At 71.5% G+C, this 15856-nt stretch carries 13 protein-coding genes, 2 tRNA genes and 2 pseudogenes; 8 read left to right on the plus strand and 9 right to left on the minus strand.

Annotation, left to right across the window (positions count from 1 at the left end):
- The first annotated feature begins 57 nt into the window (after positions 1-57).
- Positions 58-483, plus strand: coding sequence for a hypothetical protein (locus AB0389_RS33655; RefSeq protein ID WP_366399349.1), 426 nt, complete (start codon positions 58-60; stop codon positions 481-483).
- 127 nt (positions 484-610) lie between these two features.
- Here AB0389_RS33655 and AB0389_RS33660 read toward each other — a convergent pair.
- The 4 genes and pseudogenes from AB0389_RS33660 to AB0389_RS33675 form a co-directional block, all read right to left on the minus strand.
- A pseudogene (locus tag AB0389_RS33660) lies at positions 611-793 on the minus strand (dipeptidase); the annotation flags it as partial.
- Positions 794-896: 103 nt separating this feature from the next.
- Positions 897-1142, minus strand: a complete 246-nt coding sequence (locus tag AB0389_RS33665) for a hypothetical protein (protein ID WP_366399350.1) — start codon at positions 1140-1142, stop codon at positions 897-899.
- Positions 1143-1244: 102 nt separating this feature from the next.
- Positions 1245-1380 (minus strand): annotated as a pseudogene (locus AB0389_RS33670) (D-alanyl-D-alanine carboxypeptidase); the annotation flags it as partial.
- A 268-nt stretch (positions 1381-1648) separates the two neighbouring features.
- Positions 1649-2575 (minus strand): serine hydrolase, encoded by a 927-nt coding sequence (locus AB0389_RS33675; protein ID WP_366399380.1) that lies wholly within the window; start codon positions 2573-2575, stop codon positions 1649-1651.
- A gap of 498 nt (positions 2576-3073) precedes the next feature.
- On the opposite strand from AB0389_RS33675, the gene AB0389_RS33680 reads away from it, so the two are divergent.
- From AB0389_RS33680 to AB0389_RS33690, 3 genes are all read left to right on the plus strand, one after another.
- Positions 3074-3391 carry a hypothetical protein gene (locus AB0389_RS33680; protein ID WP_366399351.1) on the plus strand — a complete coding sequence of 106 codons (318 nt, stop codon included), beginning with the start codon at positions 3074-3076 and terminating at the stop codon, positions 3389-3391.
- 304 nt (positions 3392-3695) lie between these two features.
- Positions 3696-4265 (plus strand): SigE family RNA polymerase sigma factor, encoded by a 570-nt coding sequence (locus AB0389_RS33685; RefSeq protein ID WP_366399352.1) that lies wholly within the window; start codon positions 3696-3698, stop codon positions 4263-4265.
- 189 nt (positions 4266-4454) lie between these two features.
- Positions 4455-6113 carry a long-chain fatty acid--CoA ligase gene (locus AB0389_RS33690; protein ID WP_366399381.1) on the plus strand — a complete coding sequence of 553 codons (1659 nt, stop codon included), beginning with the start codon at positions 4455-4457 and terminating at the stop codon, positions 6111-6113.
- 95 nt (positions 6114-6208) lie between these two features.
- On the opposite strand, the gene AB0389_RS33695 is transcribed toward AB0389_RS33690, so the two are convergent.
- A complete protein-coding gene (locus AB0389_RS33695; protein WP_366399353.1) occupies positions 6209-10981 on the minus strand; it encodes a PAS domain-containing protein in 4773 nt (1590 codons plus the stop codon).
- Between the two features lie 266 nt (positions 10982-11247).
- Complete coding sequence (locus AB0389_RS33700) at positions 11248-11703, minus strand: SSI family serine proteinase inhibitor (protein WP_366399354.1); 456 nt, start codon at positions 11701-11703, stop codon at positions 11248-11250.
- A 213-nt stretch (positions 11704-11916) separates the two neighbouring features.
- Between AB0389_RS33700 and AB0389_RS33705 the strand changes: the two genes are divergently transcribed.
- Both AB0389_RS33705 and AB0389_RS33710 read left to right on the plus strand, forming a co-directional pair.
- Positions 11917-12007 (plus strand) — tRNA-Ser (locus AB0389_RS33705).
- A 193-nt stretch (positions 12008-12200) separates the two neighbouring features.
- Positions 12201-12273: transfer RNA gene (locus tag AB0389_RS33710), tRNA-Arg, on the plus strand.
- A gap of 443 nt (positions 12274-12716) precedes the next feature.
- Here the strand turns inward: AB0389_RS33710 and AB0389_RS33715 are convergent.
- Positions 12717-13154 carry an RICIN domain-containing protein gene (locus tag AB0389_RS33715; protein ID WP_366399355.1) on the minus strand — a complete coding sequence of 146 codons (438 nt, stop codon included), beginning with the start codon at positions 13152-13154 and terminating at the stop codon, positions 12717-12719.
- 400 nt (positions 13155-13554) lie between these two features.
- On the opposite strand from AB0389_RS33715, the gene AB0389_RS33720 reads away from it, so the two are divergent.
- Positions 13555-13914 (plus strand): hypothetical protein, encoded by a 360-nt coding sequence (locus AB0389_RS33720; RefSeq protein ID WP_366399356.1) that lies wholly within the window; start codon positions 13555-13557, stop codon positions 13912-13914.
- Between the two features lie 4 nt (positions 13915-13918).
- Here AB0389_RS33720 and AB0389_RS33725 read toward each other — a convergent pair whose 3' ends face one another.
- Positions 13919-14194, minus strand: a complete 276-nt coding sequence (locus AB0389_RS33725; protein ID WP_366399357.1) for a hypothetical protein — start codon at positions 14192-14194, stop codon at positions 13919-13921.
- Between the two features lie 173 nt (positions 14195-14367).
- Positions 14368-14823, minus strand: a complete 456-nt coding sequence (locus AB0389_RS33730; protein ID WP_366399358.1) for a hypothetical protein — start codon at positions 14821-14823, stop codon at positions 14368-14370.
- Positions 14824-14867: 44 nt separating this feature from the next.
- Between AB0389_RS33730 and AB0389_RS33735 the strand changes: the two genes are divergently transcribed.
- Complete coding sequence (locus tag AB0389_RS33735; RefSeq protein WP_366399382.1) at positions 14868-15800, plus strand: DUF2797 domain-containing protein; 933 nt, start codon at positions 14868-14870, stop codon at positions 15798-15800.
- The last annotated feature ends 56 nt before the right edge of the window (positions 15801-15856 follow it).

Consider the following 15856-nt stretch of genomic DNA (forward strand, 5'->3'; position numbering starts at 1 on the left):
GGGTCCCCGAGGACGGGACCCGCACCGCGCCGAAGGGTGAGCCGGAACGATGAACCCATGAGCAAAGAACTGCGGAACGCTGTCCCCCAGCCGCTGGTGACCCTGGTGCTGGCTGGGCTGACGATGGCGCTGTGGGCGGCCTGGCTGGGCTGGGACCAGCTCCGTGACGAGCACCCGGACGGCTCGACGACCGGCCCTTACGAGGCGTGGCAGGTGATCGGGCTCGTGGTGACCCTGCTGCCACTGGTGTACTGGGCGGCTTCCCGGCAGTACGTCGTGGGCGCGGTGCTCGGCACCACCGTCGGGCTGACCGTTGCGGCCTATTACGACTGGTCGGACGATGCGAGCGGGCTCTTCGTGATCGGTGTGGGCATGGTCATGGTGGGAAGCCTGGTCGCGACCAGCATTGTCGCGCTCCTGATCGCCTCCACGAAGCACAAGCCCGTGGACGGCGGGCCCGCGCACGGACCCCTCGCCTCTTGACGTCGTCGGCTTCAAACCCGCGCCATCGGTCCGTTCTTGGCGGCCCGGGTCAGCCCACCCGCTCCGGCGCGACGGATTCGCGCGGGCCGTACAGCGCCGTTCTCGCACCCACGGACAGGGCCCAGTGGGCTTCGACGAGGCGGTCGAGAACGCCCGACCTGAGGTGGTGGAAGGCTCCGGTCCCGTCCTCCTTGCGGACATCGACGAGCAGGGATCCTGCCGCCCGTACGTTCACCAACTCCTCGCCGCACTCCTCGACGGGTATGGCCGCGACACGGGGGTCGGACATAAGGGTGATCGTTTCGCTCATGGAGCAAGCATGGCGCGTCTCTCTGCGGGCAGCGGGCAGCGGGCGCGGGCAGTGTGCGGCGAGCGGTGGTCAGATGCCGACCGACGGTGAGCTGGTGGCGATGCTAATTCTCTCTGGAGTAGGCCACGATGTAAGCGATCGCGAGTAGTACGCCCAACGCGCCGATCATGAACAGCACCAGAACGGACAGGATCCCCGCCCCGTCCGCCACCGCCCGCACCGCCCCCGCGAGCCCGCCGACCGCCGCACAGATACCGAGGATCAGGGTGCGGGAGCCGCGGGGTGTGAGCCAGTGCCAGGGGCGGAAGCGCCTGCGCCGGGGGTCGGGGGTTTCTCTCTTATGAGTCACTGGTACCTCGTCGCCGTGGGCTCCTTGGGGGCGACCACGCGGGTGCCCCCCGGTTCTCTGTTCGCACCTGTTGAGGGCGGCTCCGACGAGCGTCGTGGTGCCGCGTGTGGCGGCGAAGACCAGGCAGGGGCCCTGCGGGGGTGGCGGTGCCGGTCTTGATGCCGGTGACGCCGCTGTACGAGCCGAGCAGCCGGTTGGTGTTGTACCAAGTGTAGTAACGCGTACCGCCGTTCGCGGCGAGGGCGCCGGCGGAGTACTGCGTGACCTTGACGGAGCCGGTGCCGAACGTGTCGGCGAGGGCGTACGAGGCGCCCGCGCCGGAGGGGCGACTACGAAGGTGGCGAGGGCGGTTCCGCGGGTGGCCGAACGCCCTGGGCGGGCGGAAGGGTTGTCGCAGGCGGAGAAAGGGGCCGCTCGGGAACGTCGGTGTTCGGCGTTCCCGAGCGGCCCCATCTCGGCGGGCTCTTCCCGGACCAGGCCGCGGACCATGCCGGGCAGGTTCCGGATCAGTCGCGCTGGGCGGCCGTCGGGAGCGAGCGCAGCTGCATCGTCTTCGCCGTGGTCGAGCCGAAGCCGTAGTCGAGCATCTTCGCCGCGTCCGTGTAGCGGGTGGAGCCGTTCAGGACGACACCGACGAGCGTTTTGCCGCCGCGCGTGGCCGCGAAGACCAGGCAGGGGCCCGCGGCGGTGCCGGTGCCGGTCTTGATGCCGACGGCGCCCTTGTAGGAGCCGAGCAGCTTGTTCGTGTTGTACCAGGTGTACGTGCGCTTGCCGCCCTTGCTGGTCGGCGCGGTGCCCTTGTACGACGTGGCCTTCACAACGGTGCGGAAGGTGGACGTCTTCATGGCGTACTGGGCGATCTTCGCGAGGTCGCTCGGGGTGGTGTAGTTCTTCCCGGCGCTCGAAATACCGTCGAACGAGTCGAAGTTCGTGTTCTTGAGCTTCAGCGCCTTCGCCTTGGCGTTCATCTTCGCGATGAACGACTTGGTGCGGGCGGCGTTGGTGGTGCCGGTGCCGAAGGTGTCGGCGAGCGCGTAGGCCGCGTCGCAGCCGGAGGGCAGCATCGTGCCGTACAGCAGCTGGCGGACGGTGACCTTGTCGCCGGTCTGGAGGTCGGCGGTGGAACCGCCCTGCTTCACGACGTAGTCGCGGTACGCCTTCTTGATCGTCACCTTGCGGTCGAGGTTGACGTCCTTGGTGCTGAGCACCACGGCGGCCGTCATGATCTTCGTCGTGCTGGCCATCTGACGGCGCGTGTCGGGGGTCTTGCTGAAGAGCGCGGTGCCGGCGTCGTTCAGCAGGTAGGCGCCCTTGCTGCCGACCGTCGGCTTGGTGGCCGCCTGGGCCGGTGCGGCCAGGGCGGAGACGGAGAGCAGTGCGCCGGCGGTGAGCGCGACCACGGCGGCCCTGCGCGCACCCGGGTGGCTGGATATCAAAGGAACACTCCGAGTTCACAAATGCGTTGAAGTGCGACGAAGTCGGACCGCTTATGGAAAAGGGTCCCGATACGAGACGCGTGAGTACGCCGAAGGGATGTACAGATTTTCCGACCGGATACGACTTTCCCTGTTCGGGCTTGGCGGTTATGAGGTTATTTCCGTACAGGTGCTCGATGAAAGTGAGGGGGCTCACGGCGTTCCGGAGGGGATTGGCGGCCGGGGCGCGGTGGCGGAAAGGGCTTGCATCGGCGCGAGGAGGGGGCACGGGGACGGATGCCGGTCGAGCCGGAGTTTTGGGGGCGCATAAGGGGTTTATCTACTTGTCCTCACGCTTGCGAGGGAATCAGGCCCTCCTGACTGGTTCGGGAGGTATGTGGTGGGCAACTCTGAGAGCGCGACGTCGTCACCACGACCGAGGCGGCCGGCCAACTGCCTCGGAAAAAGCCTTACTTCCGGCTCAAGTTCGTACATCTGGTTCCTGGAGGAATTGATATGGCAAGCTTCCGTACCGCCCGCGCCATCGCCGTGGTCGCCGCTCTGCCTCTCGCCGCCGCGCTCTTCACCGGGGTGGCCCAGGCCGACGACCACGCCATCGCCGACAACGGATCCAACGCGTCGGCGGCTTCGATCAAGGGCAGCGGGGTGGGAGGCGCCAACTTCGGCAACTCGACCACGACACAGCAGGTGGCGACCGGCGCCGGAGCGTCCAACCAGAGCAATACCGCGAGTGTGGTCGGCTCCGGCCTTACGGACATCGACCAGTCGAACCACAACATCTCCGTGGCGTACAACATCCCCTTCTGGTGGTAGGAATCGGGCCCGACGGGGGCGGGACCGAGGGGTGACCGGGATACGGCGTCCCGCGCGGTGGCACTGAGCGTGCCGCCGCGCGGGACGCCTCCGCGTGCGCAGTCGGGCACGTGCGCCGGCGGTACGCCCGCCCCATACGGGGTGGCGGTGTGTGAGTGGGCGGTGCGCCCGACCCTGATGCTTCGGCACCACTGCCTCCACCTTCAGGAGGTGGAGGCAGCACCACCCCTACACCCTGAGGCGGACACGGCTTCGGGACCTGGGGCCGATCCCGAGGAGCAGGTCTCGCTCCTAGCGTGGAGGTATGACCACGCCTGTCTGCACGAGCGCCTCGCAGGCCGCCAAGCCGGCCGCGCATCCGCCGTACCCGCATCTGCCGCCCTACGCGTCGTTCTCCTCGTACGTACGGGCGCGGGGGCCCGTGCTGCTGCGGACCGCGCGCTCGCTCACCGCCAACCCGTGCGACGCCGAGGACCTGCTCCAGACGGCGCTCACCAAGACCTATGTGGCCTGGGACCGGATCGAGGACCACCGCGCCCTGGACGGCTATGTCCGCCGCGCCCTGCTGAACACCCGCACCTCGCAGTGGCGCAAGCGCAAGGTCGACGAGTTCGCCTGCGAGGACCTGCCCGAACCCGCGGGTGTCCCGGAGCCCGATCCCGCCGAGCGCCAGGTGCTGCACGACGCGATGTGGCGCGCGGTGATGAGGCTGCCCGACCGGCAGCGCGCCATGGTCGTCCTCAGGTACTACGAGGACCTCAGCGAGGTCCAGACGGCGGAAGTGCTCGGTGTCTCGGTCGGTACGGTCAAGAGCGCGGTGTCGCGCGCGCTCGGCAAACTCCGTGAGGACCCGGAGCTTTCCCCGGCGCACTGACCCCGGGGCTCACCGGAGCCGCAACGCCCCTGGTCTCCGGGTCCGTTCGGGGTCATCCCCGAGCCGTCCCCGACCTTTCTCTACCGCCGGGTAGTTCCGGATTGCCGAGGGTAGTGACATACCACGCGGTACGTGAGCAGAATCTCTCCAACGCCGCGCAGGAAGCGCCAGCGCCACTGGGAGGACGCCGTGCTCAGCACCATGCAGGACGTACCGCTGTTGGTCTCGCGGATCTTGATCCACGGGTCGAAGGCACACCGGAAGTCCCAGGTGACCACCTGGACGGGCGACGGCGAGCCGCACCGCCGGAGCTTCGCCGAGGTCGGCGCCCGCGCCGCCCAGCTCGCCCACGCGCTGCGGGACCTCGGAATCTCGGAGGGGAGTGTCACCGGGACACTGATGTGGAACAACGCCGAGCACCTGGAGGCGTATCTCGCCATCCCCTCCATGGGCGCCGTCCTCCACACGCTCAACCTGCGGCTGCCCCCCGAGCAGCTGATCTGGGTCGCCAACCACGCCGACGACCGCGTGATCATCGTGAACGGCACCGTGCTGCCGCTCCTCGCCCCGCTCCTGCCCCATCTGCCGGCCGTCGAGCACATCGTCGTCGCCGGCCCCGGCGACCGCGCCCCGCTCGCCGGGCTCGCCGCGGCGGGGGTGTCCGTACAGGTGCATGAGTACGAGGAGCTGATCGCCGGCCGCCCCACCACCTTCGACTGGCCGGAGCTGGACGAACGGGCCGCGGCGGCCATGTGCTACACCTCAGGCACCACCGGCGACCCCAAGGGCGTCGTCTACTCCCACCGCTCCATCTATCTGCACTCCATGCAGGTCAACATGGCCGAGTCGATGGGACTGACGAACCACGACACGACCCTGATGGTCGTCCCGCAATTCCATGTCAACGCCTGGGGACTGCCGCACGCCACCTTTATGACCGGCGTGAACATGCTGATGCCCGACCGCTTCCTCCAGCCCGCCCCGCTCGCCGAGATGATCGAGCGCGAGCGGCCCACCCACGCCGCCGCGGTGCCCACCATCTGGCAGGGACTGCTCGCCGAGGTCACCGCCCGCCCGCGCGATCTGACCTTCATGGCCCGTGTCACCATCGGCGGCGCCGCCTGTCCGCCGTCGCTGATGGAGGCGTACGACAAGCTCGGGGTCCGGCTCTGCCACGCCTGGGGCATGACGGAGACCTCACCGCTCGGCACCACGGCCAACCCGCCCATGGGCCTCACCGCCGAGGAGGAGTGGCCCTACCGCCTCACCCAGGGCCTCTTCCCGGCCGGCGTCGAGGGCCGGCTCGCCGGGCCCGACGGCTCGTTCCTGCCCTGGGACGGCGAGTCCGCCGGCGAACTGGAGGTGCGCGGCCCGTGGATCGCCGGCGCGTACTACGGAGGCGTCGGCGCCGAACCCATCCGGCCCTCGGACAAGTTCAGCGAGGACGGCTGGCTGCGGACCGGGGACGTCGGGGTCATCAGCCCGGACGGCTATCTCACGCTCACCGACCGGGCGAAGGACGTGATCAAGTCCGGCGGCGAGTGGATCTCCAGCGTGGCTCTGGAGAACGCGCTGATGGCACACCCGGAGGTGGCCGAGGCCGCGGTCGTGGCCGTACCGGACGAGAAGTGGGGCGAGCGCCCGCTCGCGACGGTCGTCCTCGTGGAGGGCGCCACGGCGGATTACGGAGCACTGCGGGAGTTCCTCGCCGGGCGCATAGCGAAGTGGCAGCTGCCGGAGCGGTGGGCGGCGGTGGAAGCGGTGCCGAAGACGAGCGTGGGCAAGTTCGACAAGAAGGTGATCCGTCAGTGGTACGCGGAGGGGGAGTTGGATGTGACGCGGCTGTAGCCGCCGACGGCTGCGGTTGCTGCGGCGGCCATGGACACGGCTACGGCGGCCATGGACACGGCCGCCGCAGCCGGGGTGATCCCCTGGCCGAGGGGTCAGTTCGTTCCGATCTTCGCGAGGAGGTCGACGATCCGCTCCTGCACCTCGGCCGTGGTCGAGCGCTCGGCGAGGAACAGCACGGTCTCGCCCGAGGTGAGCAGGTGCCGCTCCGCCGGGTTGATCCCGGCCGAGGTGTATATGACCAGCGGGGTCCGGTTCAGCTGGCCGTTCGCCCGCAGCCAGTCGATGATCCCGGCCCGGCGGCGGCGTACCTGCATCAGGTCCATGACCACCAGGTTCGGCCGCATCTGAGCGGCGAGGCTGACCGCCTCGTTGTCGGTGGCCGCGCGGGCCACCTGCATCGCGCGCCTCTCCAGCGTCGCGGTCAGGGCGAGGGCGATCTCCTCGTGCTGTTCGAGCAACAGGACGCGCGGCGGGTGCTGTTCGCTGTCGCGCGGAGCGAGGGCCTTGAGGAGTACGGCCGGATCGGCGCCGTACGCCTCCTCCCGCGACGCCTGGCCGAGCCCGGCCGTCACCAGGACGGGGACCTCGGCGGCGACCGCCGCCTGGCGCAGCGACTGGAGCGCGGTACGGGTGATCGGCCCGGTCAGCGGGTCGACGAAGAGCGCCGCGGGGAAGGCGGCGATCTGCGCCGCGACCTCGTCACGGGAGTGCACGACGACCGGCCGGTAGCCGCGGTCGCTCAGCGCCTGCTCGGTGGCGACGTCCGGCGCGGGCCAGACCAGCAGCCGGCGCGGGTTGTCGAGCGGCTCCGGGGGCAGCTCGTCGTCGATGGGACCCGGCTGGGGCCGGTTGGCGACCTCGACCGCGCCGCCCGGACCGTCCAGCGGCTCGGGGCCCTCGGCGCCCTCGTCGGGCGCGCCTATCGCGTACGAGCGCCCCGCGGGCTGTGCGGCGGGCAGCCGCAGGCCACCGCCCTGGGTGGTGCCGATGCCGGGCGCGGGGGCGGGGGACGCGGTGGCGCCGACGGGGGCGGTGGCGGGCTCGGGGCGCAGGGTGCCGTCGGGCGGCGTGCCGAGCTTGCGACGGCGTCCGGAGCCGAGGGACTGCGGCGCGGTGGGGATCGGAGCGGCCGGTGCCTGCTGCGGCAGCTGCGCCGTGAAGGGCACACCCTGCCCGAGGGTGCGCACGCTGAAGGCGCGTCCCTGGGTGGAGTCCGCCGGGACAGGAACCGGCACCGGGGCGGGTGCGGGTGCGGGTACGGCGACAGGAGCGGCGGCCGGGGCCGGTGCCGGGGCCGGTGCGGGAGCCGGGGTCTCCTCCGGGAGCGGCTGGGCGGGCGGCAGCGGCTGGTGGGCGCCGCGCCGGGGGTTGGGGACGGAGGACTCCACGGAGGACTCCGAGGTGGCCACGGACGCGACCGAGGCCGCCGCCGGCACGGGAACATCCGGGACCGGTGCCGGAGCAGCGGGTGCCGGGGCTGGGGTCGGGGAGGGAGCCTGGGGCGGGACCGGCGCAGGTGCCGGCATCGGGTCCGGGACCGGGCTCGGGGCCCGTGAGGCGTCCGTACCGCTGTTGCCGTACGCGTCGTACTCGGTCGGGGCCGGGTCGTCGGGCCAGCCGGGCGGGCCCGACATCATGCCGAAGCCCGGGGCTGAGGACGCCGGGTCCCCCTCGCCCGCGCCCGTGCCCGGCTGCGGCGGCGGGCTGCCCCAGGCGTTCGGGTCGTCGAGATACGGACCGACCGGTACGGGGCCGGACTGCCGCGCGTCCCCGTTCGCCCTGCGGCGGCCCCCCTGCGGGAGCGGGTGCGGCTGCGGCGGGGTGTGGTCGGCGGTCGGGTCGGACCGTACGGCGTCATGGCGGCTCGGCGGCGACGCGTCCGGCATGGGCGCGGGCACGGGTGCCGGCGCCGGCGCCGGTGCGGGCGCCGGTGCGGGCGTGGCCATCGGCGCGGTGGCGGCCTGGACTTGGGCGTGAGCCTGGGGCTGCGCCTGGGCTTGTCGTTGCGGCTGGGCGGGCGCGGCGGCGCGGTCGGCGTCGGCGGGCGGCAGCGCGAAGGGGCTGCGTGCGCTCTCCGCCTCCGGCGGCACCGGAATGTGCCGCTCCTGCGCCGGCGCGAGCGCCCGCCGGGCCCGCCGTCCGCCGGGCTGGGCCGGTGAGGCACCCGCCGCCGGGGCGGGCTGGGAGACCTGCGGGGAGGGCGGCATCGCGGCAGCCGCGGCAGCGGCGGCCCGAGCGGGGGCCGCGGCGGTGGCGGGTGCCTGTGCCGGGGCCTGAGCGGTGGTGGCCGGTGCGGCCATGGGGGACGGTGCGGGCTCGGGCATCGGGGCGGGCCGCGCGGGCTGAGCCGGAGCCGCCGTGGGCCCCGCCGCCAGCGCGGGCAGCGCCCGCTGCTCGGTCCGCCGCGCCCGGCGCCCGGTCCCGGCCGGACCGCCCTCCACCGGCACGCCCTGCGGCGGTACGGCCTGGCCGAGCGCCGCGCGCCCGGTCGGATGCGCCCCCTCGGCGGCGGTGACGACCGACCCCTCGGAAGGCGCGGGCGAGACGGCAGCGGGTACGGGGGCACCCGCCGCGTCCTCCGCCGGGCTCGGCCGACCGCGTCGGCGCCCGGTGCCGCCCGTGCCGCCACTGTCCTGGGCCGGGATCAGGTCCGTACGGCCGCCGGAGTCGCCGTCCACGGCTGCCGCACCAGCGCCAGCGGCCGTGCCCGAGAGGGCCACGGCCGCCCCGGGGTCCGCCGCGCGCGCCCGGCGCCGCCCCGTGGGAGCGGACGCGGGCCCAGCCCCAGCATCGGGCCCGGGTGCGGCGGCCTCCGGCTGAAGCTGCCGCTGTTCCGGCTGCGCCTGCTGTTGCTGCTGCCCCTGTAGCGCCTGCTGTTGCTGTTGCTGGTGCTCTTGCTGCGGCTGTAGCTGCGGCTGCTCACGCTCGCCGGAGTCCTCCAGTGGCGAGTCAAGGAACGCGTCCGTGGACGCCCGCCGCGCCCGCCGCCTGCCGCCGCCCGAGGTGCCCGGCCCCCGCTGAGCCCCCGGTCCCGTACGCGCGCCGGCCCCCGTACCCACGTCCGCACCGTCGCCGCCCTGCGACAGCGCGAGAGGAGCGGGCAGCGCGGGCTGGCCGGACATCGGCATCTCGACGGGCGGCGCGACCGTACCGGCGCCCTGCCCCAGCGGCAGCTCCAGCACGTACGCGCTGCCGCTCATGCCCGGCACCTCGTGCGTCTGGAGTACGCCGGAGTGCGCCCGTACGATCCCCTGCACGATCGGCTCGTGCACCGGATCGCCGCCGCCGAACGGGCCCCGTACCTCGATCCGTACGACATCACCGCGCTGCGCGGCGGCCACCACGATCGTCGAGTCGACGTAACCGCCGTCCGGCATCAGCCGTGCCCGGCCGGTCGAGTCGACCCCGGCCACATCGGCGATCAGATGCGCGAGCGCCGTCGCCAGCCGTCCCGGGTCCACCTCGGCCTCGATCGGCGGCGCGTGCACGGCGAACTGCGCCCGGCCGGGCCCGATCAGCTCGATCGCGCCCTCGACCCCGGCGGCCACGACCGCGTCGAGCAGGGTGTTCGTCTTGGCCAGCCGCTCCGCGCCGACATCGAGCCGCTGATAGCCGAGGACGTTGTCGACGAGCGTCGTCATCCGCGCGTAGCCGGCGGACAGATGGTGCAGGATCTGGTTCGCCTCGGGCCACAGCTGCCCTGCCGGGTCGGCGGCGAGCGTGGTCAGTTCGTCGCGCAGCTCGATCAGCGGGCCGCGCAGCGACTCTCCGAGCACGGCGGTCAGCTGGGAGTGCCGGCCCGCGACATCCCCGTACCGCTCGGTCAGCTTCTCGATCTCGGCCGCGTAGCGGTCGCTGCGGTCGGCGAGTTCCGCCGCGTGGTCCTCGGACGCCTCCGCCAGTTCGGCGTTGAGGCGCTGCGTCGTCTCCTTGAGCTGACCGCTGAGACGTTCGGTCGTCTCCTCGATCTCGGCGGCGAGGCGGTCCGTGGTCTCCTTCAGCTCCGCCGCGTGCTCTTCCCCGGCCGAGGCCAGTTCGGCGGCGTGCTGCTTGACGAGTTCGTCGTACGGACGCCGGTCGGTGAAGGTCATCACGGCGCCGACGAGCTGTTCACCGTCCCGTACGGGCGATGTCGTCAGATCGACCGGCACCGACTTGCCGTTCTTGGCCCAGAGCACCTGCCCGCGCACCCGGTGCTTGCGGCCCGACCTGAGGGTGTCGGCGAGCGGGGAGTCGGAGTACGGGAACGGCTCGCCGTCGGCGCGCGAGTGCATGACAAGCGTATGCAGCTCACGGCCGCCGAGATCGCTGGCGCGGAAGCCGAGGATCTGCGCGGCGGCGGGGTTGACGAGGACGACCCGGCCGTCCGTGTCCGTACCGACGACGCCTTCGGAGGCGGCGCGCAGGATCATCTCGGTCTGCCGCTGGGAGCGGGCGAGTTCGGCCTCGGTGTCCACCGTCCCGGACAGATCCCGGACGACCAGCATCAGCAGCTCGTCGCCGGTGTAGCTGTGCGAGTCGTTGTACGCGTCCCGGCCGTCCTCCAGGCTGGCGCTGGTCACCTCGGCGGGGAACTCGCCGCCGTCCGTGCGCCGCGCGACCATGCGCGTCGGCTTCGTACGGCCGCGGGCATCGGCCGAGGCGGGGCGGCGCATCGAGCCGGGGATCAGCTTGGAGTCGAACTCGGGCAGCAGATCGAGCAGTCCGCGCCCGACGAGCGCCGTGCCGGGGGTCTCGAACATCTCCAGCGCGATGGTGTTCGCGTTGACGATCGTGCCGTTGGCGTTGACGAGCACCAAGCCGTCGGGGAGTGCGTCGAGTATCGCCGCGAGGCGAGCAGCGCCCCGGGATGGCCTGCTGCTCACGACGACGCTTCCTCCCTGACCGACCTACTGCTGCACTGTGCGGACGGCCAGACCCATCTTGCCTCTCGGGTTCCGGCCTGTCATTGGAAGGGAGTCTAAAGGCTGGGGGGTACCCCCGACGGCGGATGAGGGGGAGTTCGCCCTCGGAGGAGGGCGCGAAGGGGCGTATACGGACCCTCCCGCTCCGCTCCGGCTTCCGCTCCGGCGCCCGGGCGGGGCGTGTGCGCGGCGCCTGCGCGGGGGCGATACAGGGGCTGTACGGGGGCCTACGCGGGGGCGGCCGGCAGGACGGGCTCCAGCGTCCGCCAGCGGGAGATCTCACATCCGTTCTTCTTGCTGAACGAGGCATCGACGGCCCGGCCGCGCCAGGTGCCGCTGATCCGGGCGGTGGCGGGACCGCCGTGCAGCATGGTGCACATGGTGTCCCGGGGTACGGGCGCGAACGGATCCCGCGCGCCGGAGGCGGCCCCCGAGCCCAGCTCCGCCAGCCGGTCGCACGCGGCCTGCGCCTTCGGATGCGTCCCGCCGGCCGGCCGGCAGCTCAGCCGGAACGTCCCGTCGGCCCCCGGGACCCCACTGTCGGCGACGGTGACGGTGAACACATCGCCCTCGGGAGCCGAGGCGGCGGCAGCGGGAACCCCGGCGAACGCGACGAGGGAGGCGAGACCGGTGACGGCGACGGCGGTGATGGCGGCGGTGACGGCGGCGGAACGACGCGGCATGAGAGCTCCTGAGGGGCGAGAAGTGACTGGCGGTAACAACGGGGCCCCGGACCACCCCGCCCCCTGCCTAACGCCCACCGGCCCCCAGCGTTGCGCGCCGACATGTGCTTTGCCCTCGGGCCCACCCTCCTAGTACCGTGAGCAGCGATTGGTGACACCACACCCGGCTGTGTCATCATCTGCACGCACCATCCGCGCCCGCGTGGATGTGCTGGAGGCGTCGCCTAGTCCGGTCTATGGCGCCGCACTGCTAATGCGGTTTGGGTCTTAAAGCCCATCGAGGGTTCAAATCCCTCCGCCTCCGCCCCACCCCGAAGCCCCGGCCCCACGGCCGGGGCTTCGGCCGTTCCCGAAGCGTTTCCGAGACGTTTCCGCAGGTCAGGGCCGGTTCGACTAATGGATTTCACCTGGCGCCAGAGGTCATGTAATGTTGTTCTCGCAACGCAGACGGGGCGCAAAACCCCAGAAGCCAAGCCAGCGGCCAACGCCACTGACAGGCACTCGTAGCTTAACGGATAGAGCATCTGACTACGGATCAGAAGGTTGCAGGTTCGAATCCTGCCGAGTGCACAGCAGTCCAAAGGGCCCCCGGAGAAATCCGGGGGCCCTTTCGCGTGGGGCGGTACGGGAGGCTCACCGATGGCCGGGGCGCCTCATGTCGCGGGCAGTCGGGTTTCGCGGACACCTGGCGCGGCCATGGGTTTGTACGCCTCACGCTCGGCGCAGCGGGGGACCGGCCGACGGGGCTTTGACGGGCTGGTGGCGTGCGGTTCCCGGCCGACCTGGGGCGCTGTGCCGCCGGAGCGGCGTTGAAACGGCCAGGGAAGGCGCGATGGGGGATCACCCACCCCCCCCGTGGCCGGTCGGTCTTGCGCGGCGGCCGTTATGCCCTGCTTGGAACAGCCGCCGCTGCGGCCCTGGTCATCTGGCGACAGCGGCGTGCTGGTCCTTCGGTCCCGACGTGGGCGGCCCGAGTTCGGGGGCCGGTGACAACTCCGTCGGTGCCCGGATGATCAGGGTGTTTCGAACGTCCACTGGACCTTGGAATCGCCCATCTCGTACTTATCGACGACAGCGTTCGTGCCCGGCACGAATTTGCCGCCTTCGCCGGTGATGGCGACCGCAGGGTCGTAAGGCATCAGCATCTGGTAGTTGCACGCCCAGAGCTGGTTCAATGCCCTTTCCTGCTTTGCGGCTTGGCGGAGAGCCGTTCCCGGCTCGATATGTCCGCCGCCTTCGTACCCGGGGACCTGCAGGACGAGCCCGCTGCCCTTGTTGATGATCAGACCACTGTCATACCTCCACAGCTGGCTGTCGAAGCCGCTGCTCTTCCTGTCGGCCACGACGACCTGGCTGCCGGGCTCATTGCCGCTGTCCGCGATGTCGAGCACCTTGCCACTGAAGACGTTCCGGATGAAGAAGTGGCCCTCGGGGAATTCGTTATTGCTCATATCTCTTCTTTCCTTGCTGGCTGGTCGCGGCCTTGACAGTTTGGGCACCGGGGAAGTGAACAGCCCGTCAGCGACGTTCAAACCACTCAATCGAGTCAAACGTGGCCCGACTTGTGGATCAGAGGGGTGCGGGTTCGAATCCTGTCGAGTGCACGGCAGTTCGAAGGGTCCCCCGGAGAGATCTGGGGATCCTTTGACGTGGGCCGGGCGTTTCCCTACGGGAACAGGCCGGTGTTGCTGGGGGTCCTTCTGCTAGGAAGTGGTTATGGACGCAGCCGTGGTGGGACTTGTGGGGACAACGCTGGGTGGCGTGGCGGGGTTTGCGGGGGCTTGGGTTGCTCAGCGGGGGCAGGTGCGCATTCAGCAGGAGCAGCGTGTGCACGCGGAGCAGGTGCGGTGGTTGGACGACAAGAAGGGGCTGTACCGGGATCTGCTGATCAGGCTCTACGGGTGGCGTGACTCGCTGGCGTCCGTCCTGAGGAACGAGGACGACGGGAAGCTGGTCGACAACCGGTCGATCGCCTACAAGTGGATCGTTGAGACGTCCCTGATAGCCGACGACCGGGTTCGTTCCGCGGTGACTGATGTGCATCGGGCGCTGGTTGATGCCCAGACCGTGGTGCTCGACAGCGCCTCGACGGCGGGTGAGCGGCCACTTCAGGCTGTGGAGGACGGCCTTGTGGTGCTGGAGGACGCGTTGCGGGCCGAGCTGGCTGTGTCGGCGCGTGTCCGGTCGCGTTTCGGGGCGTGGCGCCTTTAGGGGATTACCAGTTGGTGACTCCTCCCCCGGCTGACGCCGGGGGCTTCTCGCTATGCCGGGTTGGCGTTGCGACGGGCCGGCCCGGCCCGTCGAAGAGCCACTCGCGGAAGGTGTACACCGTCGTCCCGGTGTACGGGCCGCGGCTGATCGTACGGTCCTTGAGCTGGTCGGATCCGGTCGCCCACCACAGCTCCGTGATGGGGACGCGCGTCCCGGTCAGCCCGTTGGTCGTGGTGGTACGCCGCTGGCCAGCAGCGCCGCCGACGCGCCGACCGCCCACATTCCCGGGTTTCTCCTCATGCGACCTCACACCTCTCCGGGCGCGCACCCGGCGCGCCCGTGATACCCCCGGCGCCGATCAGCGGCCGGAACAGCGTTTTCCGGCCGGCATATGAACATGATCGAGCAACTTGCCCGCGAATATGGGTGGTTGTGTGGGACGAGGGAGCTTTCTCAGGCTGACGGCGGGGGCGTGCGGGGTGTGGTGGCGGGCCGGCGGCGCGGTTGCAGGTGGGGGACCACGACTATCTGGTGGTCGTCCTCGTAGACGATCCGCCCGGGGTCCGGCGAGCGCATCATGCGGCACTCGACGCCGTGCGCCGCGAGGATGTCCAGATAGCCGTCGACGCGCTTGATCAAGTCCTCGGCCGAGGCCTTGAACCACGTCACCGCCCCCGGGTTCAGAGCCGGGTCGTACGCGGCGGGATCCACCGCGGCCGGGTCGGGGGAGTGCGTGTCGTACCAGTCGTTGTTGGTGCGCCAGAACCGCCGCTGTTCCTCGGTCAGGACGCCCTCGCGCGCCAGGCCGTTGGTCAGGGCGAAGACACCGGGGAAGTGGCCGCGGGGGTCCCGGACCGTGCCCTGGAAGCGTATGTAGGTGTCGCGTTCCGGTTCGCCTGTGTCAGTCATGGGTGTCATCGTGCCATCGTGCGGAAGATGGTGGTGAGGCCGTGGTGAGCTGGCGGTGCGAGGGGATCCGGTGGGCCGACGGCGCGCCCGCGCTGGTGTGGCGGCGCGGGCGGGAGCGGCGTACGAGCGCGCTCGGATACGGGCGTGAGCTGGGCTTCCGCGCCTCCGGGAGCCGGGAGTGCGCCGGCGCGCGCGGACATGAGTGCCCGCTGCGCGCGGAGATCCCGGCGCGCGGTACGGGCGGCCGGTGCGCCGAGTGCGCGCGGCTGGAGCGGGCGCACTCCGTCGCCGCCGACACCCTGGCCGACGACCCGCGCACCTACCGCGTCTACCTCGCCTGGTTCGGCCCCGGGCTGGTGAAGGTCGGGATCACCGCCGAGGCGCGCGGCTCCGCCCGGCTGCTGGAACAGGGCGCGGTCACGTTCGGCTGGCTGGGGCGCGGGCCGCTGATGGCCGCGCGCCGTACGGAGGAGCTGCTGCGGCGGGCGCTCGGCGTGCCTGACCGTATCCCGTACGCGCGGAAGCGGGCCGTCAGGGCCGGCCTGCCGGAGCGGGCCGCGCGGACGGCGGAGATCCTGCGGCTGTACGGGGCGGCCGTGGACCTGGAGGGGTGGCCGCCGACGCTGGAGCGGATCGCGTTCGAGGCGGTGGACCACGCCGGGGCGTTCGGGCTCGACGGGCTGCCGCCCGCCACGGGCGTGGTGGAACGGCTGGCCGACGGCGGACAGGTGGCCGGCCGGCTGCTCGCCGCCGCCGGGCCCGATCTGCATCTGGCCACCGGAGGCGGAGATGGCCGGCCCGAGGTGCTCGTCCTCGACACGCGCCTCATGACGGGATGGGCGCTCGGCGCGCCGCAGGCTACGGCCCGGTTGACAGGAAGCGCAGGAGGCACAGGAGGCACAGGAAGCGCTGTTACCGTGCCCGTCACGCCCCTCGGCCCGCCTCCCGGGGACGGCGTGCAGGAGGGGCTCTTCTGAGCCGGTCGGTCTGGGCCCCCGCAGTTTTCTCAGCGAATTCACAGGAATCCGAAAGG

The organism is Streptomyces sp. NPDC093109, assembly GCF_040701725.1.
GTDB lineage: Bacteria > Actinomycetota > Actinomycetes > Streptomycetales > Streptomycetaceae > Streptomyces.

Coding starts and splice junctions, on each gene's coding strand:
- AB0389_RS33655 (WP_366399349.1), top strand. CDS start 58: ATGAGCAAAGAACTGCGGAACGCTGTCCCCCAGCCGCTGGTGACCCTG.
- AB0389_RS33680 (WP_366399351.1), top strand. CDS start 3,074: ATGGCAAGCTTCCGTACCGCCCGCGCCATCGCCGTGGTCGCCGCTCTG.
- AB0389_RS33685 (WP_366399352.1), top strand. CDS start 3,696: ATGACCACGCCTGTCTGCACGAGCGCCTCGCAGGCCGCCAAGCCGGCC.
- AB0389_RS33700 (WP_366399354.1), bottom strand. CDS start 11,703: ATGCCGCGTCGTTCCGCCGCCGTCACCGCCGCCATCACCGCCGTCGCC.
- AB0389_RS33715 (WP_366399355.1), bottom strand. CDS start 13,154: ATGAGCAATAACGAATTCCCCGAGGGCCACTTCTTCATCCGGAACGTC.
- AB0389_RS33730 (WP_366399358.1), bottom strand. CDS start 14,823: ATGACTGACACAGGCGAACCGGAACGCGACACCTACATACGCTTCCAG.